This window comes from Pseudomonas sp. Irchel 3H9, from assembly GCF_900187495.1.
Lineage (GTDB): Bacteria > Pseudomonadota > Gammaproteobacteria > Pseudomonadales > Pseudomonadaceae > Aquipseudomonas > Aquipseudomonas sivasensis.
In genome coordinates this window covers 94,524-120,033 of record NZ_FYDK01000005.1, presented here as the reverse complement: position 1 = coordinate 120,033, position 25,510 = coordinate 94,524, and the positions used below count along the sequence as shown (strand labels likewise).

Below are 25,510 nucleotides of genomic sequence, written 5' to 3'. Positions count from 1 at the left end.
CGATGGCGTAATGCCCTGGCTGATGCGGGGAAGTCTAACGACCTTGAATTGAGTCGGGGGAATTTGATTCATCGCGACGGCGCTTTTTCCAGGCACTACTGACGAGCGCCCATAAAAAAACCGCGCCACCCGAAGGTGGCGCGGTTTTGAGGATTCAACTCAGGTGTCTTGCTTGTTTTCCAGCACGGCACCGGTCTTGGCGTCGAGCTTGACTTCAAACTTCTTGCCAGCGGTGTCGGTCAGGTCTACTTCGTAGACATATTGATCGGCTACACCGTGTTTGTTGTCCAGCTCGGTGTCGGTAATTGTCGCGCCAGGGTGAGTGGCTACGGCCGCGGCGTTGAGCTTGTCAAAATGCATCACTGCGCCGGATTTGACCAGGCCTTCAATATGATCCGGACGAACATCCGCTTGGGCCAGGCCGGCAGTCAGCGTCAGGGCAGTTGCGGCGAACAAAGTGGTCAAAGTTTTCATGGTGTATGTCCTTCTTTGGTGAGCTGTTTAAGTGGCGCCAGATTAACTGGCGCAACTTAATTCATCCTTAATGGCGCACTGACACCAACGATGCCTCAGTACTTATAGTCGTTGAGCAAATCCTGCACGCTGGACGACGGCCAGCGCTTGTAGAACTTCAGCAGCTCGGCGGCGCGGTTGGTGAAGATGCCGTCGACGCCGGCTTTCATCACTTTCTCGAAATCCACTGGCTCATCCACGGTGTAGACATGCACCAGCAGACCTTTGTCGTGGGTCAGCTTGTTCATTTCAGGCTTCACCAGGTCCGAATAGCTCTGGTCGCCGTGGTCGGTCAGCTCGGCGGATGGGCCGGTGCCGATGGCGCCGAGGCTCTTGGCTTCGTCGACCCATTTTTCGAACTCGGCGGCGTCTTTCGGTTCTTGCTTGGCGTAGTAGGCGGCCTTGGTCGGCTCGCCGGATTCGGCGAAGGTCTGCTTGGATTTCGGCTCGATGCTGCCTTCACCCACCCACAACAGCAGGATCTTCGGGGTGTTCGGCATTTCTTTCTGCAGCTCTTTGAGGCTGGCGGTCTCGAAGGTTTGCAGCACTACGCGGCCCTTGCCCTGGCCGACGCCGGTGTTGCTCTTGCCCAGCTTGGAGCCGGCGGAGCTCAACCAGCCTTTATCCAACAGCTTGTTTTTGAGGTCGGCTTCGATGCCCGGGAACTGCTTGGGCTCCTTGGTCTCGATGTACAGGCCGGGTTTGTGCTGCGGATTGCCTTCGGCGATCTTGATGATGTCGTCCAGGCTCAGGATCTTCAGACCGACGAAGCCTGGACGCGCGCGGTCCGGGTAGGCGGCGTTGAACCAACTGCCGGCATCGAGGCTTTGCAGTTCCTTCCAAGTGAATTCGTTGGCCGGCGCGTCTTTGCGCTCGGGAAACTTGGTGGCCACATCGGTGGTGCGCTGCAGGTTGTTGTCGTGCAGGGCGAACAACACGCCGTCCTTGCTGCGCTGCAGGTCCAGTTCCAGGTAGTCGGCACCCAGGTCGCGCGCAACTTTGTAGGCGGCGGCGGTGGATTCCGGAGCGTCGTAGGAGGCGCCTCGGTGAGCGATCACGGCAGGGTGGGGAATGCCTTCGTTGGTTGCCAATTCAGCCGGGCTGATCGGGTCGGCAGCCTGCGCCTGGCCAAGGCCGAGCATCAGGGCCAGCAGCAGGGCGCTCTTGGTAAACGTGACAGGCATATGCGAAGTCCTTTCGTGGAGGTAGCTTTTAGAAGGCCTCCTTTTTAACAATTGATTGCGAAAGGCGCTATCACCAAACCGACATTAACGTGCGCACCCGTCAATTTTCTCGGTTTTTTTGCCAGGCATTGCAGTACTCTTGACCGCAGCCGCCCCGCTAGAGGGCAGTACTTTCCGCCACGCGTGTAAACCATCTTTCCAGTCCCTGTGGGACTTTTCAGTGAGGTTTACCATGCGCATCACTTCCGAGCTTATCTGCCAGGCCGCCGACCAACTCCACGGATTTGTGGGCCTTAATCGCAAGACCGGCCAGTACATCGTACGTTTCAGCGAAGACTCCTTCGGCATGGACGTGGCCGATGACGGGATCATTCCTACCGCCGAATTTGTCTGGCTGCCCGCCCCCGAGCAGACCATGACTCTATCGCGTGAACGCATTCAGTTGCTGCTGGACCAAAACATCGATGACCGCATCAACATTACTGAGCCGCTGCGCGTGTATATGCGTCGGGTTGAGATTCCACAGATCAGTGCGTTGCGCAGTCTTGTGAGCTAGTTCGCTTCAAAACCGTAGGCCCGCTCCACCTTGCACACCCGTGTCTGAAATGCCGAGTACCAGGTGGCGCGGCCCTGCTCACGCACGTTCCGGTGCTCGGCCTGCTGCTTCCACGCCAGGATTGCTGCCTCGCTGCTCCAGTACGACACGGTAATCCCCAGGCCATCTTCCCGCGCCGATTCCACGCCCAGAAAACCAGGTTGCTGCCGTGCCAGTTCCAGCATGTGTGCGGCGGCCTCGCCGTAGCCGTGATCGCCCTCGGTGCGCAGTGAGCTGAAAATCACTGCGTAGTAGGGCGGGGTGGGTGTCTTGGCGATCATGCCGATTGCTCCTGGCACGCCTTGAGCAGGGCGATCGCCAGGGGTGGCGCGATGCCCTTGAGCGCCGCGCGTTCGGGCTGGAACAGAGTGGCGACGAAGAAAGGATGGCCGAGCAATTCCACTGCTCGCAGGTCCCCTGCGCAGTCGTGGCCGGTGGCGATCAGATCGCCCTCCAGCAACGCGCTGGCGAATTCGGGGTTCACCCCGTAACGGCAACGATAACCTTCTTCAAGATCAAGGGTGCCGTAGGCCTCGGCGATGCGCGTGTAGGGCAATAAACGTACGGTGTCGGTCGCCTCCACCAGCGCGCAGGTCAAGGGTGTGATCACGGCGCGTTTTGCGTCAGGAGCCACTTCACCGTGTTCGGCGTCGGCCCAACCCAGCGCGTTACGGGCATATTCCAGCAATGCATGTTGAAAACCACCGCAGGTGCCGAGCAATGGTCGGCGCTGCTCGCGGGCGAAGCGGATCGCCCGGAGTGCGCCATCGGTATCCCGGTAAGGGGTGGCGGGTACACACCAGAAACCGTCGAAATCGTGCAGGGATTCCGGCAGGGTGTCGGTGTCGAGCCAGTGCACATCAACAGTCATGCCCAGCGTATCGGCCGCCCGTTGCAGGGCCACGGGAATGGCTTGGTGCGCGGTGACATGAGGGTTGTAATCGCCAATCAGCGCGAGGCGTAAGGGGGTGGCTTTCATCGTGTGCGTTCCATGGCTTGTTGTGGGCTGAGGCGCACTATAGATTGGCGTTCACGCAATCAATATTGGCGTTTGCCCATATGCTCAATGCACCGACGCACTATTCAATTGACTACGCTGACCTTTCGCTGATCCTTGCACTTGTGCGCGGCGGCTCCCTGGCGCGGGCGGCAGCGTTGTTGCGGGTGGATGTGTCCACGGTGTTTCGCGCGATACGACGCTTGGAGGCGGCACTGGGCCAGACACTGTTTGAAAAAAGCCGCGCCGGCTACCTGCCCACCAGCCTGGCCAACAACTTGGCGCAGCAGGCTGAACGCGCCGAACTGGCCCTCGAAGCGGCGCGCATCGGGGTGGAGCAGGGGGGCGAGGTGATCAGCGGCACGGTGCGCCTGACCTGTACCGACTCGGTGCTGCAAGGTCTGTTGCTGCCAGCATTGGCGCAGTTCATGCCGGACTATCCTGCGCTGATCCTGGAACTGAGCACCTCCAATGATTTCGCCAACCTCAGCCGCCGCGATGCAGATATCGCCCTACGCCTGACCAAGACTCCGCCTGAGCATCTCGTAGGACGTTGCCTCGGCACCGTGTCGTACCAAGTCTACGCAAGCGCCGACTATGCCCGCCGTCATGCAGGCCGTGAACTGGCCGACCTGACCTGGATCGCGCCGGATGACTTCCTGCCCGATCATCCCACCGTCGCCTGGCGCCGCGAACACTTGCCGGGAATTCGGCCCAGCTATCGCTGCAACAGCATGTTGTCGGTGACCGAATTGGTACGGACGGGAATGGGTGTGGCGGCGTTGCCGGACTTTCTGCTTGATGAGGGTCTGCAACCACTGGGCCCTGCATTGGCAGGGTATGACACGGCGCTGTGGTTGCTCACACGTCCCGATTGCCGGGCATTGCGCTCGGTGGTCACGTTGTTTGATGAGTTGGGACAGCATGTACGGTTGCCGGATCGTTAGGTTTTTCGTACGAAGTGCTCATGCATTTCGCACGTCAGGCTTTCGATATGCTCGGTCAGTTGCTTGGTCATCTCCGTCAGTCGGGTGTTTTGCTCCAGCAATTCCAGCAGCTGTTTGGTGGTCTGCGCGGCCTGGGCCTGGCGTTCGGTATTGGCAGTGGCCAAGGCTTCGCGATGCTGTGCGTCGGCGTCTGACTGCGCCTTGTCTCGCGCAGCCTGGCGAGTCTGGGCCAACAGGATCAGCGGCGCGGCATAGGCCGATTGCAGGCTGAACGCCAGGTTGAGCAGGATGAACGGGTACACGTCGAAGTGAGTGATGCCGGTCGCATTCAGAACCACCCACAGCACCACAATCGCGGTTTGCGCGCCGAGGAAGGTTGGGGTGCCGAAGAAACGGGCGAAGGCTTCGGCCTTCAGCGCGAAGGTATCGTTACCGAAAGTCGGCGCCAGGTGAGCGTGGGGGCGGTGGAAACGCATGTGGTCAATAGGTGCGGTTTCAGGCTTCTCTGAGGTCATGGCGGGCTCGGGTCATCACGGTTAAGACGTTGGTTCACTATAGTCCTGGCGACCTGTCTTACACATGAATAACCCAAATCCTACTTAGTGGCGGACACGGTCATTGGCAAACGCACTCACCGCCTGTAACGCCTCGTTAGTGCCTTGGCGTATTTGCAGGATCACGGTGCCGGCGCGGTTGGCCAAGTCCACGCCCTGGGCTGCACGGTCGCGGGTACCGTCCATACTGTCGATGGCTTGGCGCGTTTCGTTCTGGATCATTGCGATCATGCTGGAAATTTCCGCCGTCGAACGGCTTGTGCGTGCGGCCAGTTGCCGAACTTCATCGGCCACCACGGCAAACCCACGCCCTTGCTCACCCGCACGCGCCGCCTCGATGGCCGCGTTGAGCGCCAACAGGTTGGTCTGGTCGGCGATGCCGCCAATGGTGTTGACGATGGCGGTGATCTGCTGCGAACGCTCACCCAGCTTGGCGATCAATTGCGAAGAACCGTCGATGTCTGAGGCAATTTCGCGCATGCCGTTGGCACTTTGCTGAATCACTTCGGCGCCTTTTTCCGCGATGTCCTGGGTGTTCAGGGAAATGTGATACGCCTGAGACGCGCTCGCCGCATCGGCGGCATGTTGCTCCACCTTGGCGGTCACGTCCGAGGCGAATTTCACCACTTTGCACAGCCGCCCGCTGGCGTCATATACCGGGTTGTAGTTGGCTTCAAGCCACACCGTCCGGCCGTTCTTATCCACGCGCTCGAATTGGCCGCTGAACAGCTCACCTTGGTTGAGGCGCTTCCAGAACTCGGTGTAGGCCGAACTGTTGGCCAGCTCCGCAGAACAGAACAGGCGATGATGCTTGCCCTGGATTTGCGCGAGGCTATAGCCCATGCGCTGCAGGAAGTTAGCGTTGGCCGTGATGATGGTGCCGTCGAGGTTGAACTCGATCACCGCCATGGCCCGGTCGATCGCCTCCAATTTGGCGCTGGCTTCGCTCTCGGCTTGCAGGCGCGGGGTCACGTCCAAGGCGAACTTAACCACCTTTATCACGTGCCCTGCCTCATCACGGACTGGGTTGTAGCTGGCTTCCAGCCACACCGATTCCCCATTGCTCGCCTGGCGTTCGAACGTTCCGGACTGAAATTGGCCATTGCGCAGGTTCGACCACAACTGGTGATACTCGGTGCTGCGGGCGAACGCCGGTGTGCAGAACATTCGATGGGGCTTGCCCACAACTTGCTCTGCGCGATAGCCCATGGTGTTAAGGAAATTGTCATTGGCCCGCAGTACATTGCCTTGCGGATCGAATTCGATCACCGCCATGGAGCGCTCGATGGCATCCAGCATGCTGGCCTGGTGGGAAACCGTGTTTTGTAGGGCGTTGATGGTTTTTTTATGGGTGTTGAATAGCATGGTGGCGGCTCGGGCAGGCAGCGTCTGAGTTTTCCATGTATAGGCGCCTGCCCCGTACGGCACTCGGCCTACGGTTGACGTGCTCATTGTCGGCTTCCTGCTGCCGACAGAGGGAGGTGGAACAAGGGATTCAGAGTGATCAGATTGCCAAGAAGTTCGCCCCAAGGGCAGGACCTTTTTTGGGTAGGCGACAGATGGTGGCTCTGTGCTATCTCCGCGGGTGCGCTGGAGGCTGCATCAGGCCGAATAGGCGACTCTTTCGTCGCTGACATTCACCCGGTTGCGGCCGTTATCTTTCGCTGCATATAGCGCTCGATCTGCCGCATTCAGCCACATAGCGGCGCTGGTGAAGGAGGGCTGGAAGTCCGCCAAGCCAATGCTCAGGCTCACGCGCAGCTCAGGGATGTGTGGGGCGCGGTAGTTGCTGAAGGTTTCGCGCATGCGCTCCATAACCTGTGCGGCTTCTTCTTGGTTCATTCGCGGAAGAATCACACAGAACTCGTCGCCCCCGTAACGTCCAGCCAAGTCGTTTTCCCGCAAGTGGCGCCTTAATTCCAAGCTCAACTGGCGCAGCACGGCGTCGCCGGCGATATGGCCATGAGTGTCGTTAATCTGTTTGAAGTGATCGATATCGATCAGCGCAATGGTGCCGTGGGTTTGTTGTTGCTGGCACTTGTGGAACTTGAGGTGCAACAAGTCTTTCCAGGACCCGTGATTGAGTAATCCCGTGAGGCTGTCGATGCGGCTCAAGGCACGGAGGGCGCGTTTGTGGTCCGAGAGTTTGATCGCCAATTGATAGCAGATCATGCCGATGGCCATGGGGTAGAAGGTCAGCATCGGCAGGCACGCGTAGACCTGGACCACGCTGATGCCAGGGTTGAAGTGCAGGCCAAACAGCAAAACAGCGACGCCGGCGCCGAGCAGTTGCGCCAGTGCTCCGCGTAACAGCAGGTATCTGCCGCCAGCGGCGACGTTGTTCATGGACACCATGGACAGCAAGGTCACGGTGGTTAACGGCGCGAACTGCAACGTCGCGACCCAAAAGCCGCTGAATAACGCGTCGTACACCAGATTGCGTCGCTCGGCGTCATAGGGGACTTTGGCGCGGGTCGCCAGTTGATACGCGAGGTGCGGCCAGACAAAACCATTGGCCAACAGCGCTGCCCAGACCCACCCCGGCATCGCCAACGGATACAGGGCGGCTATTACACTGATGCTGCACATGGCAGAGCCGATGATTCTGGGCCTGTAGATGCGCCTGGCAAACGAGAGTCCTTTGCCTTGTCTGTTTTCCATAAAGTCCTGATTGAGCTGCTTTTCTACCTATATGAAGGCGCACGTTCGCTGGATGAACCGTTGATCGGATAAGGCCGATGAATATTGTCAGTTATTCCCGTGGGAATAATCAGTGTCCTTCCAGGCCATTTACGCAAAACAGAGGGCGAAAGCGTCAAATACGACCTTAAGTGTCGCTTACACAACAGGCATTACTGGGCGGGTGTGGGCCTGACTTCGTAGCCGGCCAGGAACAGGTCAATGGCGGACTCGATCACGCTGGCCTGGTTGGCGGCGTCCAAGGTTGGTTGGCCGAGGGTAATCTGCGGCCAGAATGCGAAGGCTTTGAGCAGACTCTGGATCTGATGGGCGGCAAATGCCGGGTCGGTGCAGGAGAGACGGCCGTCTTCCTGGGCGGCGCGCACCCACTGGGTAAAGCCTTCTTCGCGCTGGCTGAGACGGGTAACCATGTCTTGCGCACGTTCCGGCGAATGAATGGTAGCCGCGATGGCGACTCTGGCGAGATCGAGGAAGTTGGCGTCCGACATCATCTTCATCTTTGCCTCCAGCAATCCGCGCAATTGCTCACGCAGCGGGCGGTCGCTGGCATAGCAGACGTCAAGCTGAGCGACGCTGCTGGCCCAGAGCTGGTGGAGAATCTCGGCGAACAACTCTTCCTTGCTGGGAAAGTGGTTGTACACCGTGCGCTTAGAAACGCCGGCGGTGGCGGCGATCTTGTCCATGCTGGTGACCTCGAAACCGTTATCGCGAAACTCAGCGATGGCAGCAGCCACGATGGCTTGGCGTTTGCGGTCGGTGAGGCGTTGAGGGGCAGTCATGGATGGCGCTCAGCTCTTGAAGGAAAATTACACTCGGTAGTTTACTTGCTCCCTGTTTTGTTGCAATCTTGAAACTACACTGTGCAGTGTAATTTATGAGCGGACCGTAGGAGTCACTCTGCAATGGCCACCATCTCACCCCGCGTCGACCGCACGTCTGCAGCGCTCAAGCCAGCAGAGCAGGGCAAGGCGCACTTCAGCAACGACGCCCCTGTGCAACATGGCGGGCTTGGCAAAACGCTGCGTATTTTTTGGAACATGGTGTTTAACAAGCCGCGCACCACGCGACCGGTGGGGGCGATTCCGGTAGAGCCTCTAACGCGCGAGCAACTGTTGGCGGCGCCTGATCACAGCGTATTTCGCTTGGGGCATTCCACCGTATTGCTGAAAATGCGCGGTAAGTTCTGGGTGACCGACCCGGTGTTCGCCGAGCGTGCCTCCCCATTCAGTTGGGCCGGCCCCAAACGCTTCCATCAGCCGCCGATCAGCCTTGAAGAGCTGCCTGATCTCGAAGCGGTGATTCTTTCCCACAACCATTACGACCATCTGGACCGCAAGGCTGTCGTCCAATTGGCCAACAAGACCCGTCATTTTCTAGCACCGCTTGGCGTGGGTGACATTTTGATCAAGTGGGGTGTCGACGCCAGCAAGGTTCGCCAACTGGACTGGTGGCAGGGCACCGAGGTAGACGGCATCCGTTTTGTGGCCACGCCGGCTCAGCACTTTTCCGGGCGTGGCCTGTTTGATGCCAATCAGACCCTATGGTGTTCGTGGGTGATGATCGACGGTGCGCGGAGGATTTTCTTCAGCGGTGACACGGGTTACTTCGATGGCTTCAAGCGCATCGGCGAGCAATACGGCCCGTTCGATCTGACGCTGATGGAAACCGGTGCTTACAACGTTGACTGGCCCCATGTGCACATGCAGCCGGAGCAAACCCTACAAGCGCACATCGACCTCAAGGGCCGCTGGTTGCTGCCGATCCACAACGGTACCTTCGACCTGGCGTTTCATGCCTGGCATGAACCGTTTGACCGCATCATGGCGCTGGCTTGGGAGCGTAATGTGTCGATCACTACGCCACCCATGGGCCAGGCGTTCAGCTTGAATCAGCCTGAGCGTGGGTATGCATGGTGGCTGGAAGTTGAAACTCAAAAAGATGCACAAGAGCAGCTTTTGAGCTGATGGAAGAGGTGTGGGAAAAAGGAGTTTTCATGTTGTTTCAGGGCTGCGACACACGCCAGTGAAGGATGCGATGATCCCCGGAAAATCACGGTTCAGGGGGTAGTTTTGGTGGAAAAAAAATGCAGTAAACATCCGCGAACAGAGGCGGTTTGCCAGTTAGGGCAGCCGCTGGCTGCACTCATGGATATAGCCGGTCGGGCAACGTCGTGCCACGCTCCGTCCTCTGAGCAGCCCCCTCCCCGCAACATCGCTTTTTGTGGCGATCCACACGTTCAAGTCCATCCCAGGGATGGCGTCCTGATCCCCGGATATAACGCGCCGGCCCTGCCGATAAAACCCGTGCGTGACCCCTCATTGACGCTGATTGCCTTGAGCGGCATCGAACCCGAGGGACCGGTGATGGTGGAGGTGCCTCTGGTGCAGAACAACAGCACTTTTACTGCCCTCAGCATGCTGGCTGGCCGGCGCGTAGGTTTTGCCGACCGATATGAGCGCAACGGTGATCAAGAACCCCTCAAGCATCGGGCGGTGTTCCTGCGAGCGTTGGAGCAATTACGACAGGCCGGGGCGCTCCTTGTACCGGTGTCTGCACAACAGGTCGATGGCTCGCTGCAATTCGACCTCCACACGCGTAATGAAATCGACGACCTTATGACTGAGCATCGGCTGGATGCGCTGGTCTCGGACAGTCAGAGTGCCGCGTTCCATCAGGCTTGTTGGAGTGGATACCCAAGGCTGGGTGAGCCTTTGGGAGCCGGGGCTACGTTGTGGTTCTACGGTGCAAGATGGTCGAAGGATTCACTGGCAGTCCTGGTGCAGGGGTATCGCAGTGTTCGTGGCCATGCAGATGCACGGTAGGGGCTGAATGTGGCGTCGGGCAATCCAACTCGTTGATCTCCCTACGTAGCGTGCGCCGGCATGAGACCTGGTTAAAGGTGCCGGCTGGTCCGCTGACTTGGATAGGCTTTACGCACCATTCGGTTGGGCATTGGGAGAGTCTATTGATGCGGTGGTTGAGCCCATCAGCCGAGACATGATGCCCTGTGCCACGGGTTCAGGTGGCGTGATATTAAGGCGGCGCGCACTCATTCCCCAGCCCGGCGCAAAGCCTGGGAAAAATACCAGCCCTTCAGCCTCCAGCCGAAACGCCAGCGCCAGGCGCGTTGCATCATCGCTGTCACCCTGGCTTTCAAATCGTTGAATAGCCTCCACCGCCACACCGACATGACGGGCCAGGTCTTCCCGACTCCAGCCCAGCATCGCGCGGGCCTGTGCGCTGTGTTTGGCGGTGAATTGGTGCAGGACGATCTGCTGTTCTACGAAAGAGCTCATTGCCAGAGAGGACATGGGGTTTCTCCAGGGTTCGACGGGGGAGGACAAACTATACTGTGTTTTTGTACAGTTGTTTTGACCGCTCATCAACTGGATTTTTCCGATGGCTTTTTACCACTGACTATTCCAACCCCGGCGCCTCCCGAATAATCAGGTGATCCAGGTTCTCGATATCCGCGCTGAACACCCCGAACGTTTGCTCGGGATTCTTCTTGCTGGGCACATGCTTGAGCTCTGGCGTCACCCCGTAGAAGAAGCAATAGAGCGCACGCTCGCTGTCCACTGCCGCCTTGATCTGTTCTAGGAACGCCGTGCGCTTGCGGTAGTTTTCGATGAGTTTTTTGCTCAGATAAACGTTGACCGAGTAGGGCTTCTTGTCGACCCACACCTTCTTTTCGAAGTCGATGCGAAAGCTGCTGGTGTAGTCCTTGATCGCCTTGATCTTGCCCCAATAGATCAGGCCCTTGTTGTCTTGCAGGTATTCGATCTTCTTGAAAAACGTACAGTAGGTCGCGGTGTGATCGCCGATTTTCAGCGGCATGCGCTTGAGCGTGTCCTTGTCGTCGATGTTGGACACGTAACACTCCACCGGGTGGGCGAATACGCTGGTTTTATCCGGGGTGGTGTCGCTGGAACTGACGGACGTGCTGGTTCGGTTTGAAGTTGTTTTCGCAGGTGACGCTGGGATTTGAGCTTCGGCACCGGTCACCGGAGTGTTGCGCGGGTACGTTCGTCGGGTCAGTACAAATTCCGACGGGAAATGGTCTTCGCGCTCGTCTTCAGTTTCCCCCACAGCGCCCCTGTGCGTGCTGGCATAGCGGCAGCCCTCGATATGCTGGGTGCTGGTTTTGTTCTTGAAGTGCGGCGTGCGCACATAGTTGACGTTTTTTGCATTGAATGTGCTCAACGCATTGCCCGTATCGAACGTCCCTCGGCACGCATCGTTGGGGCAGAGGAAATGGTCAGTGTCGGAGTCGTATACGGCAGTTTCGTCGAAATTCAGGTCACGCACGTCGTAGATCGACAGCTTGTCATCGAGACTCAAACTGTAGGCCGTGTCGAATTTCATGAGGCTCGGGTCCGTGAGAAGTTTCGCTATTAATAGCGGGATCCCATGTAAATATCAGCAAGAACCTGCAACCCGCCGCCCACTCAGGAAACACAAGGTGCCACCCACAGCTGTCAGTGCGCCCAAGGCATAGAACATGCTGGTGGGCGCCGCATTGATCAGCAAGTACCCACAAATCACCGGGCTCAACGCTCCGCCAAAGGCGGCCAGGTTCTGTGCACCGTAGTAACTGCCGCGCAGGGTGTCGGGGGCGATGGTGTCGATGAACAGGAACTCCGAGGGGTAGATGATCATCTCGCCCAAGGTGAATACAAACATCGCCAGGCACCAGGTGACCAAGCTGTCCGCCAGGCTGAAACCGATCAAACCGGCAATGAACAGCAACGTCCCCAGCACGATCCAGTAGCGCAGTTGTTCACGCTTGAGAAACCGGCCTATCTGGTACTGCATCAAAATCACCGTAATGGCATTGCATGCCAGCACCGCCGAGAGAATCTTCAGAGCTTGCGCAGGCTTGTAGGCCACCAGCAGAAATTGTGACAGATACAGGGTGTAGCGCCCGTGGACAATGGTGCTTAACAGGCTGCCACCGGTGAACAGAATCAATGCACGGTCGTTGCGCAATGTGCGCAGGGTGCTGAGAAAGCTCAGCGGTTTGTTGCTTTCGTCCCGTTGAGTCGGTGGGATGCCGATCATCAGGAACACACTGCAGAAGGCAATTGCGCTGGCGATCAGGAACGGCGCCAACTGCATGTGCCCCGCAATTACTACACCCACCATGGGGCCCGTGGCGTAGCCGACGTTGGTGAGGGTGTAGCGCAGGGAAAACACCTTGGCACGCTCATCCACTGGCAGGTTTTCGCTGATGATCGCTTTGGAGCCAATCAGGAACAGCGCCGACGCGGCTTCGGTGATTACCAGGGTCAGTGTCGTCAGGTAGAGGTTGCTGGCAAAGGTCAGCAACAGAAAACCGATGGCGCTGGAGAGCATGGCCAGGATTAGCAGCTTGCGCTTTTCCAGGCGGTCGATGATGTAGCCGCCGTACAGGCCCAGCAGCGTGGCGATAAACACGGCGATCCCCATCAGCAGACCGATGTCCTGCTGGTTGAGGCCCAGGCGCGTGCTCAGCAGCAGGGCCAGCAACGGGCTGGTCATGGCGCGGCTGACCACGATGGTCACCGAGCAAATCATCAGGCGGCGGATTACCAGGGAGTAGGTGGCCACGGTGGGGCGGATGTCCTTGTTATCTTTTTTGAACAACAAAAATCCAGTGTGGGAGGGGGCTTGCCCCCGATAGCGGTGTACAGCCAAGCATCAGGTGACAGAACCACCGCCATCGGGGGCAAGCCCCCTCCCAAATTTTTTAGACCGAGTTATTGGCCAGCGTTAATGGTGATCTTCTCGACCGCCCCTTGCTCCAGATCCCACTTCTTCAAAATCTTGCCGTAGGTCCCATCATCAATCATGCCCTGCAGCGCCTCACTGATCGCGGTCACCAGTTCAGTGTTGCTTTTCTCAATCCCCAGCCCGGTGAACTGCTTGGAAATCGCCAGCCCAACCGGCTTGTACTTACCTTTATCCAACGACATCAGATAAGGAATCGTCTCGCTGCCCTGCATTGCGGCATCCAAACGGTTCTGCTGCAACTGCGCCCGCGCATCCGCCGAGCCTTCGGTGCCGATCACCACGATTGCCGGTTTACCCGCCGCTTCGCAGTTTTCCTTGCTCCACGCGGCAATTTCCGACGGCCAAGTAGTCCGGCGACTGGTGCCGACTTTTTTACCGCACAGGTCAGTCAGTTCCTTGATCTCTTCACGCTTGGCCAGGGTGTACAGCTGCGGGCCACTGGTGAAGTAGTCGACAAAGGTTACGGATTTCTGGCGTTCGGCGGTGTCCGACATGCCCGACAGCACGATGTCCACGCGCTTGGTGGTCAGGCCGCTGAGCATTTGCTCGAAGCCGGTTTCCTGCCACTTGATCTTCACGCCCAGGCGCTCGGCCAGAGAGTTGCCCAGGTCGAAGTCAAAGCCTGTGAGTTTATTGGTGGCCGGGTCCTTGAAATCCATCGGCGGGTAGTTCGGTACGATAGCCGCGCTGATCTCACCCTTGTCCTTGATGGCCGCCGGCAAGGCCGCGAATACACAGGTGGAGGCCATCAGGCCTGCGAGCATCGTTGGGATAAACAATTTTTTCATGGGGGCGTTCTCGTTAGTTTTTTAGTTAAGTGCGAACGGCAGAAATAAAGCTTTGGGTACGCGGGTTTTGTGGGCTTATTAGAATTTCTTCGGGGCTGCCGGCTTCCACAATCTGGCCGGCGTCCATAAACACCATGCGGTTGGACACTTCACGGGCGAAGCCCAATTCATGGGTGACCACGATCATGGTCATGCCGGTGGTGGCCAAATCGCGCATCACCGACAGCACTTCTCCTACCAGCTCCGGGTCGAGGGCTGACGTGGGTTCGTCGAACAACATCAGCTTGGGACGCATCGCCAGCGCACGGGCAATCGCCACGCGTTGCTGCTGGCCGCCGGACAATTCCACCGGATAGGCATTGCGTTTGTCCGCCAGGCCCACGCGGGCCAGCAGTTCCAATGCATCTTCGATGGCTTCCTTGGGCGAGCGCTTGAGCACCTGGCACGGGCCTTCGATGATGTTTTGCAACACGGTCATATGCGGGAACAAATTGAAGCGCTGGAACACCATGCCGGTGGCCAGGCGCTGTCGGGCGATCTGCGATTCATTCATCTCATGCAGCTTGTTGCCGACGACCCGGTAACCCACCAGTTCGCCGTCGACCCACAGGCCGCCCTTATCGATTTTTTCCAGTTGGTTGACGCAGCGCAGCAGCGTGCTTTTGCCCGACCCGGACGGGCCGATGATGCACATCACTTCGCCTTGCTCGACTTCGATATTGATGTCGCGCAGCGCGTGATACTGGTCGTAATACTTGTTCAGGTTGACGGCCTTGACGATGCTTCTCATGGGGCAAATCTCCTCAACCCAAACTTACGAACGCTTGCCGGCGCCGCGAGCGAAACGACGCTCCAGACGGCTCTGGCCAAATGAAAGAACAGTCACCACCGCCAAGTACCAGATACCGGCAACGATCAGCAGCTCCATGACCCGGGCGTTGGCGTAGTAGATGTTTTGCGCGTTGTGCAGCAGCTCCGAGTACTGGATGACGCTGGCCAGGCTGGTCATTTTCACCATGCTGATGAACTCGTTGCCTACAGGCGGAATGATCACGCGCATGGCCTGCGGCAGAATGATCCTACGCAGCGCTTGCAAGCTCGGCATGCCGATGGACTTGGCGGCTTCGTACTGGCCCGTGTCCACTGACAGCAAACCGGCGCGCACCACTTCGGCGGTATAGGCACCCTGGTTGATGCTGAGGCCGAGCAGGGCGGCCACGAACGGCGTCATCAGGTCAACGGTGTCGATGCTGAACAGGCCGGGAATCGCGATTACCGGGAAAATCAGCGCCAGGTTGAACCACAGCAACAGCTGCAAAATCAGCGGTGTACCGCGGAACAGCCAGGTGTAGGTGATGGCCACATAGCGCAGGATCGGGTTGGCCGACATGCGCATGATTGCCGTGATCACGCCGATCACCACACCCAGCGCCATCGCCAGAATCGACATGACGATGGTATTCACCAGGCCCCATAGAATGGCCTCAGACGTGAGGAACTGACCGATGTAGGACCATTCGATCTGGCCATTGGCGAAGGCGCGCAACAGTGCGGCCAACACAATCACTATCAACGTGGCAAAAAACATCCGTCCGTAATAGCGGCGCGGCACGTGTTCGTACTGGGTTATGTCGAACTGGTTCTCGGACAGCTTGCGCTCTATTTCCAAGCGCTCGGCCGGGGTTTGGTTCATGGTGATTCTCCAAAACTGATGACGCTACTACTGATGTACTCGGTCCAAATGTGGGAGCGGGCTTGCTCGCGAAAGCGTCAGCCCCCGCACCACACCTCTGACAGGCTTAAATCCGAAAGCCCTGATAGCTCTCAGCCCACTGCTGCTGAGCCGCCAATGCAATCTTCAAACGCCCAATCTGCTCTCGAACCCGCTCCGGTGCCGTCCCACCCCAGCCACTGCGTGCCGCAATCGCCGCTTCCAGGGTCAAGCAATCCCGCACCTCAGGCAGCAGCCGAGCATCCACCTCGGCCAACATCGCCGGTGAGGCTTCCCACAACTCAATCTCATGCTTCTCACAGGCTTGTACCAACGCGCCGGTAATCTCATGGGCCTCCTTGAACGGCACACCACGGGTGGCTAGCCAATCCGCCACCTCGGTCGCCAAGGTAAAACCCATCGGTGCCTGGCGCCGCAGTTCGTCCACCTGGACTTTCATGGTCGCCACCATCCCGGCCATGGCTGGAAGTACCAGCAGCAACGTGTCCACGCTGTCCAACACGCTGTGTTTGTCTTCACTCAAATCGCGGTTGTACGACAGCGGCAAGGATTTGAGCGTCGACATCAACCCGGTCAGGTTGCCAATCAAACGCCCAGCCTTGCCCCGGGCCAACTCGGCAATGTCCGGGTTCTTTTTCTGCGGCATGATCGAGCTGCCGGTAGCGTAGGCATCGTCCAACACCACCCAGCGAAACTGGCGCGACGACCAGAGGCAAAACTCTTCCGACAGCCGCGAAATATTCACACCCAGCATGCCCGCCACAAACAGGAACTCCGCCACATGGTCGCGGCTGGCCACAGCGTCGATCGAGTTTTCACACGGCCCGGTGTAGCCCATTTCCTTGGCCGAATGCTCCGGCCGCCGCGCAATCGCCGAGCCCGCCATTGCTGCGGCGCCCAATGGCGACAACGCCGTACGCGCATCCCAATCCACCAGGCGCTGTACATCGCGCAACATCGACTGCGCGTGAGCCAGTAAGTGGTGGGCGAACACGATGGGTTGGGCCTGCTGCAAATGGGTAAAGCCGGGGCAGATGCTCTCGACATGCTGCTCGGCCTGTTCCACCAACGCCTGCTGCAAACCCAACACCTCGGTGGTGATGGTGCGTGCATGGTCGCGTAGGAAAAGGCGCAGATCGTTAGCTGTCTGGTCGTTACGCGAACGACCGGCGCGCAGCTTGCCGCCCAGGGCGCCCAGGCGCTCGGTCAAGACGCGTTCGATAAAGGTATGTACGTCCTCGTCATCCAGGGTTGGATGCAGGCGGCCGGCGGCGAAGTCTTCACCGATGCGGTCCAGGGCTTCGAGGGTGCGCAAGGTCTCCGATTCATCCAGCAAACCGGCGCGCTGCAATTCACGGGCATGGGCACGGGAGCCCGCCAGGTCGTAGGGCGTCAGGCGAAAATAGCGCTCAGGGCAACGTGACAACGCGGCCAACGCAGCAGACGGACCGGTCTTGAAACGAGCGCCCCAAAGGCGGTCGGTGGACTGAGACATGGGTATTCCTCACGCTTGTTTTTAGAAGAGTCGGAGGCAGTAAAAAAAGGTTTTCAACTAAACTGAATCAGCGTCTGACGCGCCGTATTCAAGGTTGCCAAGGGCGGATGTTTATGTTCATTATCGCCGCCTGGCTATGTTCAAGGATTGGGTTGAAGCCTGTTGAATATGGTACTTGAGGTCAACGCGTATTATGGAAACTCCACTTTCCACTTCTGGAAACCTGCCACCCAAACCGGGCACAAGACCACCGCTGCAACTGAGCGGACTGGACTTCAAATTGCTGCGGGTATTCATGGCCGTGGTCGAAGCCGGCGGCTTCAGTGCTGCGCAAAACGAGCTGAACGTGGGGCTGGCGGCCATCAGTAAACAGATCTCTGACCTCGAGATTCGTATCGGCATGCGCCTGTGTACACGGGGCCGAGAAGGTTTCGGGCTGACCGAAGAAGGGAAGTTAGTGTATCAAGCGTCCATCGAGTTATTTACCTCGGTGGACAGTTTCAGAGACAAGCTTAGTTCGGCGCAAAACGAGCTTATTGGTGACCTTAGTGTCGGGGTTATTGATAACACCGTGTCGGATGTTAATTCCCCGCTTATTACCGCATTGGGAAAATTACATAGCGAATCACCAAAAATAAGATTGCGCCTACAGGCTTCACAGTTGGACGAAGTTGAACGCGGCGTGGTGGAGGGCCGGTTAATCGTCGGTATCGTTCCCGTGTACCAGCGCCGTGAAGAGTTCGATTACTTCCCGCTGTACGAAGAAAAGGCTCACGCCTACTGCGCCGTAGGACACCCGCTTTTTACTGCGAGCGACATTACGCCGGAGGTGCTGCGTCAATATGAAGTGGTCAACCATCGTTATGCGATCCATCGCGACAAGACTAACTTCGTCAATTACGACAGCCAGTCCGCCTCCGCCTCGCAAGTCGAAGCCGTCGCGATCCTGATCCTTACTGGCCGTTTCCTCGGTTTTTTGCCCGAACACTACGCCAAGCCCATGGTAAGAGAAGGGCGCCTTCGCGCACTGTGCCCGGAGCAAGTTCACCTGAGCACCGCCTTCAACCTCATCCTGCGCCACAACGCTCCGCGCAGCCCGATGGTAAAAGCCTTTGCGGCGGCGTTGGGCGTAGACCTCAAAACCAGTGTCTGACCAACCTGTGGTGAGCGGGCTTGCCCCGCGCTGGGCTGCGCAGCAGTCCCAATAAAAACGCCGCATGCTGTCAGACAGCATGCGGCGTTTGGTTTTAGGGCCGCTACGCGCCCCAGCGCGGGGCAAGCCCGCTCACCACAATGGTCAGCGCAGCGCTTTCGCCCGCTTCTTCTTCGCATGAAAATGCCTAAACGTCCCACGCAGCCCGATGGTAAAAGCCTTTGCGGCGGCGTTGGGCGTAGACCTCAAAACCAGTGTCTGACCAACCTGTGGTGAGCGGGCTTGCCCCGCGCTGGGCTGCGCAGCAGTCGCAATAAAAACGCCGCATGCTGTCAGACAGAATGCGGCGTTTGGTTTTAGGGCCGCTACGCGCCCCAGCGCGGGGCAAGCCCGCTCACCACAATGGTCAGCACAGCGCTTTCGCCCGCTTCTTCTTCGCATGAAAATGCCGAAGCGTCCCACGCAGCCCGATGGTAAAAGCCTTTGCGACGGCGTTGGGCGTAGACCTCAAAACCTGTGTCTGATCAACCTGTGGTGAGCGGGCTTGCCCCGCGCTGGGCTGCGCAGCAGTCCCAATAAAAACGCCGCATGCTGTCAGACAGAATGCGGCGTTTGGTTTTAGGGCCGCTACGCGCCCCAGCGCGGGGCAAGCCCGCTCACCACAATGGTCAGCGCAGCGCTTTCGCCCGCTTCTTCTTCGCATGAAAATGTCGAAAATGCGCATCCTGCGCCGCCGCCAACAACTCCCGGTCCCCGCGCGTATCTCCCCAGGCCCGGAGCCGATACTCCCCCAGGTCTCCGTACACCGCCTCAAGCCGCAGCACCTTGTTCTCACACCGGCAGTTATTTCCAGTGAGCTTGCCGGTCAACACCCCGTCGACTACCTCAAGCTCGGTGCCAATCAACTTGATCCCAAGTCGATTGGCAAACGGCTGCAACACTAACGCAGGCGAAGCCGAACACAATGTCACCTCCGCGCCGGAGCCCAACTCCTGCTCCACCGACAACACCCCGGCCGGGCGCATCAACCGCGCCCAATTGCGCTGGCAATACTCCTCGGCCTTCTGTTGCACCCACGTCTTCTCCACCCCTGTCATAAACGTGCGGATCAACTGCGCTTTCAACTCATCCCGGCTGATCTGCCGAACCAAAAAGCGCAGCCCGGGCACCGCCAGCTTGACCATCCGGCCATAGAACTCGCCGGTACCAAAGGCAAACTTGAGGAAGGGCACGAAACTGTCGTGGTGGGTCAGGGTGCCGTCGAAGTCAAAGACGGAAAGTACTTTGGCGTCAGCGGGGCCGGCTTCGAGCATGTCTGGGTTCACGGGTTGGCCTCGGTCCTATCTAGTATTTTTTTGAGCGTGCATCAGGTGTGACAGCAGGAGTTTACTCCCGTGCCAATCTTCCGACCTTGGCGTAAAGCCCCTCGGTGAAAGCCTCCCGGTCACTCGACCGGTGACAACGCTGATGGCAATTGGGGCACAAGGCTACAGCATTGGTGATGCGATCCGAACCCTTCTGGGCTAGGTGCTTGACGTGATGTACTTCAAGAAATGGCAAACCGTCGACCTCAAACGGCGCGTTAGAGCCGCAGCCTTCGCAGACGCCCTCGGCCTCTTTCAGTACCCAAGCGCGTACCTTTGGGTCTCGAACAAAAGCGGTGCTGACGGTCGAGACCTTCTGCGGCTGGGCAATGCCGTCCGGTCGCTGAGTGAAAGGTTGCTGCTGCAGTTTGGACGCACGACGGATAAGCGTTTGCTCGTCTGCTGTTTGGGCGGCGTCTTCGGATTCGAATACACCCTGCGCGGCAAGTGCTTGGCGGATGCGTTGCTCCACGCCTGTGCCCACGTTCTTCGCAGGCTTATAGCCTTCGATGCGGTCCCGGCCCATACGCACAAGCAAGGTGGAGATGTTTTGCATGCGGAGTTCGATGGAGCCCTTTGCACGGCCTGCCACTGGGCCTTCGCGCAGGAGGCGGTTTTCGAGGGCTTTGTTGAACGGTTGGCCGCTCTTTTCCCAGGCCAGCATCTTCAAGTACGCCTCGACCGCAGCTGCCAACTCCGCGTCGCTCCAGTCCGTTTTGTCTTTCGTAATGTCCATACAACCGCCGAGGGTAGAAAACCCTCGGACGATACTGAGTAGCCATTATTGCGTCTACGAAATTTCCTACGAGCCAGAAGGATTTGGCGGTTAGCTACTTTGGTAAATTCGCTGCTTTGTAAGGAGAGTCTTTAGTGAGCTCGCATAAAAAAGCCCCGAACAAGTCAGGGCTTTTTGGTGTTGCTGTGCTAAGGAATCAATCCCAGCTCAGCGCGCCGCCAGTCTGATACTCGATCACACGGGTTTCGAAGAAGTTTTTCTCTTTCTTCAAGTCCATGATTTCGCTCATCCACGGGAACGGGTTAGTGGTCCCTGGATACTCTTCTTTAAGACCGATCTGCGACAGACGACGGTTCGCGATGAACTTGAGGTAATCCTCCATCATCGCCGCATTCATGCCCAACACGCCGCGAGGCATGGTGTCGCGCGCGTATTCGATCTCCAGCTGGGTCCCTTGCAGGATCATCTGGGTCGCTTCTTCTTTCATCTCGGCATCCCACAAGTGTGGGTTTTCGATTTTGATCTGGTTGATCACGTCGATACCGAAGTTCAGGTGCATCGACTCATCGCGCAGGATGTACTGGAACTGCTCAGCGACGCCGGTCATTTTGTTGCGGCGGCCCATGGACAGGATCTGGGTGAAGCCGCAGTAGAAGAAGATGCCTTCCAGCACGCAGTAGTAAGCAACGAGGTTGCGCAGCAGTTCTTTGTCGGTCTCAACGGTGCCGGTTTCGAACTTCGGATCGGAGATCGAACGGGTGTACTTCAGGCCCCAAGCCGCTTTCTTAGCGACCGATGGGATCTCGTGGTACATGTTGAAGATCTCGCCTTCATCCATGGCCAACGATTCGATGCAGTACTGATAGGCGTGGGTGTGGATTGCTTCTTCGAAGGCCTGGCGCAGGATGTACTGGCGGCACTCCGGGTTGGTGATCAGGCGGTACACGGCCAGCACCAGGTTGTTGGCAACCAGGGAGTCGGCGGTGGAGAAGAAGCCCAGGTTGCGCATGACGATGCGGCGTTCGTCGTCGGTCAGGCCTTCTGGGTTTTTCCAAAGGGCGATGTCGGCGGTCATGTTGACCTCTTGCGGCATCCAGTGGTTGGCGCAGCCGTCGAGGTACTTCTGCCAGGCCCAGTCGTACTTGAAGGGCACGAGTTGGTTGAGGTCGGCGCGGCAGTTGATCATGCGCTTTTCGTCAACGGCGACGCGGGCGGCGGAGCCTTCCAGCTCGGCGAGGCCTTCGGCGACGTCGAGTTTGTCCAGGGCAGCCTTGGCGCGCACGATGGCGGCGGAGTCACTGGCGGTGACGGCGCGTGCTTCGATGGCGGCAGCTGCGCCAGCACCGTCGAGGCGGTCCATGTTGGCTTCGGTGGCGTGGCCGGCGTTGGCGCCTTTGGTGGCTACTTCGCCTTCTTCTTCTTTGTCGAATTCGTCCCAGCTCAGCATGACGTGTCGTCTCCTGCGTGAGGGCTCAAAGGTGCCCGTGTGAAACCGGATGGTTGGGTGTTCACACGGCCCTAGGGCCGCGGTGGATCTTAAGGAATCGTTTGTTGCAGCAGCTAGCGCAGGCATTAAACGGAATAGGGTTACGGGTACTCTGCTTGAGGCTTGAGGTGCGCAGCGGTAGGTGCAAGCTCGCGCGGAGGCCTCAGGTCTGGCTCTTCGTCCCAGTGTAAAGGGATATTGCAGGCCCGATTTACCCGCGCATTATAGGGAAAAATTCGGTTTTGTGTTGCGGTGGATGGTCACGGGCGAGGGCCAAAATGGCGTGGTTTTCGGCCAAGGCGTGTGTTTGCGAGGCTTTGCTGGGGTTGGTTTTTTTTGAGGAGCGATGAGCGGCTTTTTGCGGGAGGGGGCAGGGGACGGGACGTAGGGTGTAATAGAGAGGTGCGGCGGTTGACGCTATCGGGAGCAAGCTCCCTCCCACACCTGGACTGCGTGGTGCCTCAAGCCGGTTCTTTGCCGCAAGAACGATTTCTTGCGGCGAATAAGATCCGGGTGTTTTCTAACTGACTAAGTTGTTAGCCGTTAGAGCAACCGTTGCCCATAATCTTGTAATTAAGAATATGGCGTTGACCCTGGGAGTCTTCATATTCCATCTTCGCAGGTACAACTTCACATACATTCGGAACTTCGCTCATGGACAATACTTTGGCAACGTCCAAGTGGGTGCTGTAGGTGTAATCTTCAACAATCGGGGCGTTCTGGCCGGCCAGCTCGGTCGGGGCTTCGTCGGCCAGGGCGGCGGTGGCGCACAAGCTGCTGAGGGCCATAACTACGAGAGCTTTCATTTCTTTACTTACCTTCTTCAGGGCGAAAGGGGTCACGGGGCCCTTGTGAGGCCACGTGTGTAACTTAGGATTGGTTAGTTCGGATTAACGTTGCCTTCGTGGGGGCTGTTACGTTGTTAATCACTGCCGTGTAAACCACGGCGTCGTGTTGACGGAGTTGATTTTAGGCCTGCGGGTTATATTCATATACCCGTGCTTTTGATAAACACTATTGGCGGTTTTTGTAACAATCCCGTGGTAAAGGTTTTTTCACACAGCGCCAGAAGCCTTGCAGCCCTTGGCCCAGAGCCCTGTCAGCCGATACCAGGGCAATGTGTAGGGGCTTGTTACTACCATCGTCGAATGGTTCTATGGGGTCGCCCCGGCTACAACAGGGCATACAAAAACAACTATTGTCACCGAGGTAAGAAAGATGAGTGCGGCTTCCCTGTACCCCGTTCGCCCCGAAGTAGCAGCCAACACGCTGACCGATGAGGCGACCTACAAGGCCATGTACCAGCAGTCGGTGGTCAACCCCGACGGTTTCTGGCGTGAGCAAGCCAAGCGTCTTGACTGGATCAAGCCTTTCACCACGGTGAAGCAGACCTCGTTCGACGATCACCATGTCGACATCAAGTGGTTCGCCGATGGCACCCTGAACGTGTCCTATAACTGTCTGGACCGTCACCTCGCCGAGCGTGGCGACCAGATTGCGATCATCTGGGAGGGCGATGACCCTGCCGAGAGCCGCAACATCACTTACCGCGAACTGCATGAAGAAGTCTGCAAGTTCGCCAACGCCCTGCGTGGCCAGGACGTGCACCGCGGCGACGTGGTGACTATCTATATGCCGATGATCCCCGAAGCCGTGGTCGCCATGCTGGCGTGTACCCGCATCGGTGCGATTCACTCGGTGGTGTTTGGTGGTTTTTCGCCGGAAGCCCTGGCCGGTCGCATCATCGACTGTAAGTCGAAGGTGGTGATCACTGCCGACGAAGGCATTCGCGCCGGTAAGAAGATTCCGCTCAAGGCCAACGTCGACGACGCACTGACCAACCCGGAAACCAGCAGCATCCAGAAGGTCATCGTGTGCAAACGCACCAATGGCCAGATCAAGTGGAACCAGCATCGCGACATCTGGTACGAAGACCTGATGAAAGTGGCGGGCACCGTATGCGCGCCAAAAGAAATGGGCGCCGAAGAAGCCCTGTTTATCCTCTACACCTCCGGTTCCACCGGTAAGCCTAAAGGCGTGCAGCACACCACCGGCGGCTATCTGCTTTACGCCGGCCTCACCCACGAGCGCGTGTTCGACTATCGCCCGGGCGAAATCTACTGGTGCACTGCCGACGTCGGCTGGGTCACCGGCCACACCTATATTGTCTATGGCCCGCTGTCGAATGGCGCGACCACGGTGTTGTTCGAAGGCGTGCCTAACTACCCGGACATCACTCGGGTGGCGAAGATCGTCGACAAGCACAAGGTCAACATCCTCTACACCGCGCCGACCGCCATTCGCGCAATGATGGCCTCCGGCACCGCAGCTGTTGAAGGTGCTGACGGCAGCAGCCTGCGCCTGCTCGGTTCCGTTGGCGAGCCGATCAACCCGGAAGCGTGGGATTGGTACTACAAGAACGTCGGTCAATCCCGTTGCCCAATTGTCGACACCTGGTGGCAGACCGAGACCGGCGGCAACATGATGAGCCCGCTGCCGGGCGCCCATGCGCTCAAGCCAGGCTCTGCTGCACGGCCGTTCTTTGGCGTGGTGCCGGCGTTGGTGGATAACCTGGGCAACCTGATCGAAGGGGCTGCCGAAGGCAACCTGGTGATCCTCGATTCGTGGCCGGGCCAAGCGCGTACGCTGTTTGGCGATCATGACCGTTTCGTCGATACCTACTTCAAGACCTTCCGTGGCATGTACTTCACCGGTGACGGCGCTCGTCGTGACGAGGACGGTTACTACTGGATCACGGGGCGTGTGGATGACGTGTTGAACGTTTCCGGCCACCGTATGGGCACTGCCGAGATTGAAAGCGCCATGGTTGCCCACCCTAAAGTGGCTGAAGCAGCCGTGGTTGGGGTGCCGCATGACATCAAGGGGCAGGGCATTTATGTGTATGTCACCCTCAAAAATGGCGAAGAGCCAAACGAAGCGCTGCGCCTGGAGCTGAAAAATTGGGTGCGTAAAGAAATCGGGCCGATTGCTTCGCCGGACGTGATCCAGTGGGCTCCGGGCTTGCCGAAGACCCGCTCTGGCAAAATCATGCGCCGTATCCTGCGCAAGATCGCCACGGCTGAGTACGACGGGTTAGGCGATATCTCCACCCTGGCGGATCCAGGTGTAGTGGCGCATTTGATTGAAACCCACAAGACCATGAACGTCGCTTAAGGCGAGGTTGGTTGGACAAAGCCCTATTCGGTGTGAGCCGGGTGGGGCTTTTTTATGTTCGCTTCCAGCCGGTGGGGATCCAGTGTGGGAGGGGGCATGCCCCCGATTGCAGTGGGGCAGTGAATACAGCTGTCGCTGGCCTAGCGCCATCGGGAGCAAGCCCCCTCCCACGTTTGGATCTGCGCCACCCGAATAAATATCGGTTTATTGCGTAGGAGGTTTCTGAATGTTACCGAGCGGGGCAAATGTGTAACCCCATGTCCACACATGAGGCAAAGCGCTACGCCCGTGCCCCGAAAAACCCCATTCCAGACACCCCA

General features: G+C 58.3%; 24 protein-coding genes and 2 pseudogenes. 6 read left to right on the top strand and 20 right to left on the bottom strand.

The annotated features are described in order from the left end of the window. Positions 1 to 159: 159 nt before the first annotated feature. Both CKW32_RS19245 and CKW32_RS19240 read right to left on the bottom strand, forming a co-directional pair. Positions 160 to 474, bottom strand: coding sequence for a PepSY domain-containing protein (locus tag CKW32_RS19245; RefSeq protein ID WP_095185717.1), 315 nt, complete (start codon positions 472 to 474; stop codon positions 160 to 162). Positions 475 to 569: 95 nt separating this feature from the next. Then, on the bottom strand, positions 570 to 1,697 hold the full coding sequence (locus tag CKW32_RS19240) for a glycerophosphodiester phosphodiesterase family protein (RefSeq protein WP_032891060.1): 1,128 nt from the start codon (positions 1,695 to 1,697) through the stop codon (positions 570 to 572). A 232-nt stretch (positions 1,698 to 1,929) separates the two neighbouring features. On the opposite strand from CKW32_RS19240, the gene CKW32_RS19235 reads away from it, so the two are divergent. Then, a complete protein-coding gene (locus tag CKW32_RS19235; protein ID WP_032891062.1) occupies positions 1,930 to 2,253 on the top strand; it encodes a DUF2025 family protein in 324 nt (107 codons plus the stop codon). On the opposite strand, the gene CKW32_RS19230 is transcribed toward CKW32_RS19235, so the two are convergent. Both CKW32_RS19230 and CKW32_RS19225 read right to left on the bottom strand, forming a co-directional pair. Then, positions 2,250 to 2,573 (bottom strand): antibiotic biosynthesis monooxygenase, encoded by a 324-nt coding sequence (locus tag CKW32_RS19230; RefSeq protein ID WP_032891064.1) that lies wholly within the window; start codon positions 2,571 to 2,573, stop codon positions 2,250 to 2,252. The two genes, CKW32_RS19235 and CKW32_RS19230, sit on opposite strands and share 4 nt — an antisense overlap. After that, positions 2,570 to 3,271 (bottom strand): CTP synthase, encoded by a 702-nt coding sequence (locus tag CKW32_RS19225; RefSeq protein WP_095185716.1) that lies wholly within the window; start codon positions 3,269 to 3,271, stop codon positions 2,570 to 2,572. Before CKW32_RS19225 ends, CKW32_RS19230 begins: the two co-directional genes overlap by 4 nt. 80 nt (positions 3,272 to 3,351) lie before the next feature. Between CKW32_RS19225 and CKW32_RS19220 the strand changes: the two genes are divergently transcribed. Continuing rightward, positions 3,352 to 4,236, top strand: a complete 885-nt coding sequence (locus tag CKW32_RS19220; RefSeq protein ID WP_095185715.1) for a LysR family transcriptional regulator — start codon at positions 3,352 to 3,354, stop codon at positions 4,234 to 4,236. On the opposite strand, the gene CKW32_RS19215 is transcribed toward CKW32_RS19220, so the two are convergent. The 5 genes and pseudogenes from CKW32_RS19215 to CKW32_RS19200 all read right to left on the bottom strand — a co-directional run bounded on the left by CKW32_RS19215 (position 4,233) and on the right by CKW32_RS19200 (position 8,269). Beyond that, positions 4,233 to 4,751 carry a DUF1003 domain-containing protein gene (locus tag CKW32_RS19215; protein ID WP_095185714.1) on the bottom strand — a complete coding sequence of 173 codons (519 nt, stop codon included), beginning with the start codon at positions 4,749 to 4,751 and terminating at the stop codon, positions 4,233 to 4,235. The genes CKW32_RS19220 and CKW32_RS19215 overlap by 4 nt on opposite strands. 84 nt (positions 4,752 to 4,835) lie before the next feature. Continuing rightward, positions 4,836 to 5,273 (bottom strand): annotated as a pseudogene (locus CKW32_RS28880) (methyl-accepting chemotaxis protein); the annotation flags it as partial. Between the two features lie 162 nt (positions 5,274 to 5,435). After that, a pseudogene (locus tag CKW32_RS28875) lies at positions 5,436 to 6,065 on the bottom strand (PAS domain-containing protein); the annotation flags it as partial. A 327-nt stretch (positions 6,066 to 6,392) separates the two neighbouring features. Then, a complete protein-coding gene (locus CKW32_RS19205) occupies positions 6,393 to 7,451 on the bottom strand; it encodes a diguanylate cyclase (protein WP_032891069.1) in 1,059 nt (352 codons plus the stop codon). 191 nt (positions 7,452 to 7,642) lie between these two features. Beyond that, a complete protein-coding gene (locus tag CKW32_RS19200) occupies positions 7,643 to 8,269 on the bottom strand; it encodes a TetR/AcrR family transcriptional regulator (RefSeq protein WP_032891070.1) in 627 nt (208 codons plus the stop codon). Positions 8,270 to 8,392: 123 nt separating this feature from the next. On the opposite strand from CKW32_RS19200, the gene CKW32_RS19195 reads away from it, so the two are divergent. Both CKW32_RS19195 and CKW32_RS19190 read left to right on the top strand, forming a co-directional pair. Beyond that, positions 8,393 to 9,454, top strand: a complete 1,062-nt coding sequence (locus CKW32_RS19195) for an MBL fold metallo-hydrolase (protein WP_032891071.1) — start codon at positions 8,393 to 8,395, stop codon at positions 9,452 to 9,454. A gap of 339 nt (positions 9,455 to 9,793) precedes the next feature. Then, complete coding sequence (locus tag CKW32_RS19190; protein ID WP_095185838.1) at positions 9,794 to 10,312, top strand: hypothetical protein; 519 nt, start codon at positions 9,794 to 9,796, stop codon at positions 10,310 to 10,312. A gap of 108 nt (positions 10,313 to 10,420) precedes the next feature. Here CKW32_RS19190 and CKW32_RS19185 read toward each other — a convergent pair whose 3' ends face one another. The 7 genes from CKW32_RS19185 to argH form a co-directional block, all read right to left on the bottom strand. Next, positions 10,421 to 10,801: a helix-turn-helix transcriptional regulator gene (locus tag CKW32_RS19185; RefSeq protein WP_032891073.1), complete on the bottom strand. Its 381-nt coding sequence runs from the start codon at positions 10,799 to 10,801 to the stop codon at positions 10,421 to 10,423. A 106-nt stretch (positions 10,802 to 10,907) separates the two neighbouring features. After that, entirely contained in the window at positions 10,908 to 11,855 is a 948-nt protein-coding gene (locus CKW32_RS19180; RefSeq protein ID WP_095185712.1) for a hypothetical protein, read from the bottom strand. Positions 11,856 to 11,909: 54 nt separating this feature from the next. Then, complete coding sequence (locus tag CKW32_RS19175) at positions 11,910 to 13,079, bottom strand: MFS transporter (protein ID WP_095185837.1); 1,170 nt, start codon at positions 13,077 to 13,079, stop codon at positions 11,910 to 11,912. A 149-nt stretch (positions 13,080 to 13,228) separates the two neighbouring features. Then, complete coding sequence (locus tag CKW32_RS19170) at positions 13,229 to 14,050, bottom strand: ABC transporter substrate-binding protein (RefSeq protein ID WP_095185711.1); 822 nt, start codon at positions 14,048 to 14,050, stop codon at positions 13,229 to 13,231. 25 nt (positions 14,051 to 14,075) lie between these two features. Then, positions 14,076 to 14,840: an amino acid ABC transporter ATP-binding protein gene (locus tag CKW32_RS19165; RefSeq protein WP_010208290.1), complete on the bottom strand. Its 765-nt coding sequence runs from the start codon at positions 14,838 to 14,840 to the stop codon at positions 14,076 to 14,078. 24 nt (positions 14,841 to 14,864) lie between these two features. Then, positions 14,865 to 15,743, bottom strand: coding sequence for an amino acid ABC transporter permease (locus CKW32_RS19160; RefSeq protein WP_025859372.1), 879 nt, complete (start codon positions 15,741 to 15,743; stop codon positions 14,865 to 14,867). Positions 15,744 to 15,849: 106 nt separating this feature from the next. Then, positions 15,850 to 17,277, bottom strand: a complete 1,428-nt coding sequence (gene argH, locus CKW32_RS19155; protein WP_095185710.1) for an argininosuccinate lyase — start codon at positions 17,275 to 17,277, stop codon at positions 15,850 to 15,852. A gap of 193 nt (positions 17,278 to 17,470) precedes the next feature. On the opposite strand from argH, the gene CKW32_RS19150 reads away from it, so the two are divergent. After that, the gene (locus CKW32_RS19150) at positions 17,471 to 18,430 is read left to right on the top strand and encodes a LysR family transcriptional regulator (RefSeq protein ID WP_095185709.1); all 960 of its coding nucleotides are present in this window, start codon (positions 17,471 to 17,473) and stop codon (positions 18,428 to 18,430) included. Between the two features lie 668 nt (positions 18,431 to 19,098). Here the strand turns inward: CKW32_RS19150 and CKW32_RS19130 are convergent. The 4 genes from CKW32_RS19130 to CKW32_RS19115 all read right to left on the bottom strand — a co-directional run bounded on the left by CKW32_RS19130 (position 19,099) and on the right by CKW32_RS19115 (position 22,822). Next, entirely contained in the window at positions 19,099 to 19,743 is a 645-nt protein-coding gene (locus CKW32_RS19130; RefSeq protein WP_032891078.1) for an HAD-IB family hydrolase, read from the bottom strand. A 73-nt stretch (positions 19,744 to 19,816) separates the two neighbouring features. Next, positions 19,817 to 20,530 carry an HNH endonuclease signature motif containing protein gene (locus CKW32_RS19125; RefSeq protein WP_095185708.1) on the bottom strand — a complete coding sequence of 238 codons (714 nt, stop codon included), beginning with the start codon at positions 20,528 to 20,530 and terminating at the stop codon, positions 19,817 to 19,819. A 196-nt stretch (positions 20,531 to 20,726) separates the two neighbouring features. Further along, complete coding sequence (locus tag CKW32_RS19120; RefSeq protein ID WP_005790649.1) at positions 20,727 to 21,977, bottom strand: ribonucleotide-diphosphate reductase subunit beta; 1,251 nt, start codon at positions 21,975 to 21,977, stop codon at positions 20,727 to 20,729. Between the two features lie 575 nt (positions 21,978 to 22,552). Further along, entirely contained in the window at positions 22,553 to 22,822 is a 270-nt protein-coding gene (locus CKW32_RS19115) for a DUF2790 domain-containing protein (protein ID WP_032886743.1), read from the bottom strand. Between the two features lie 412 nt (positions 22,823 to 23,234). Between CKW32_RS19115 and acs the strand changes: the two genes are divergently transcribed. Beyond that, the gene (gene acs, locus CKW32_RS19110) at positions 23,235 to 25,190 is read left to right on the top strand and encodes an acetate--CoA ligase (protein ID WP_032886744.1); all 1,956 of its coding nucleotides are present in this window, start codon (positions 23,235 to 23,237) and stop codon (positions 25,188 to 25,190) included. Positions 25,191 to 25,510 lie beyond the last annotated feature (320 nt).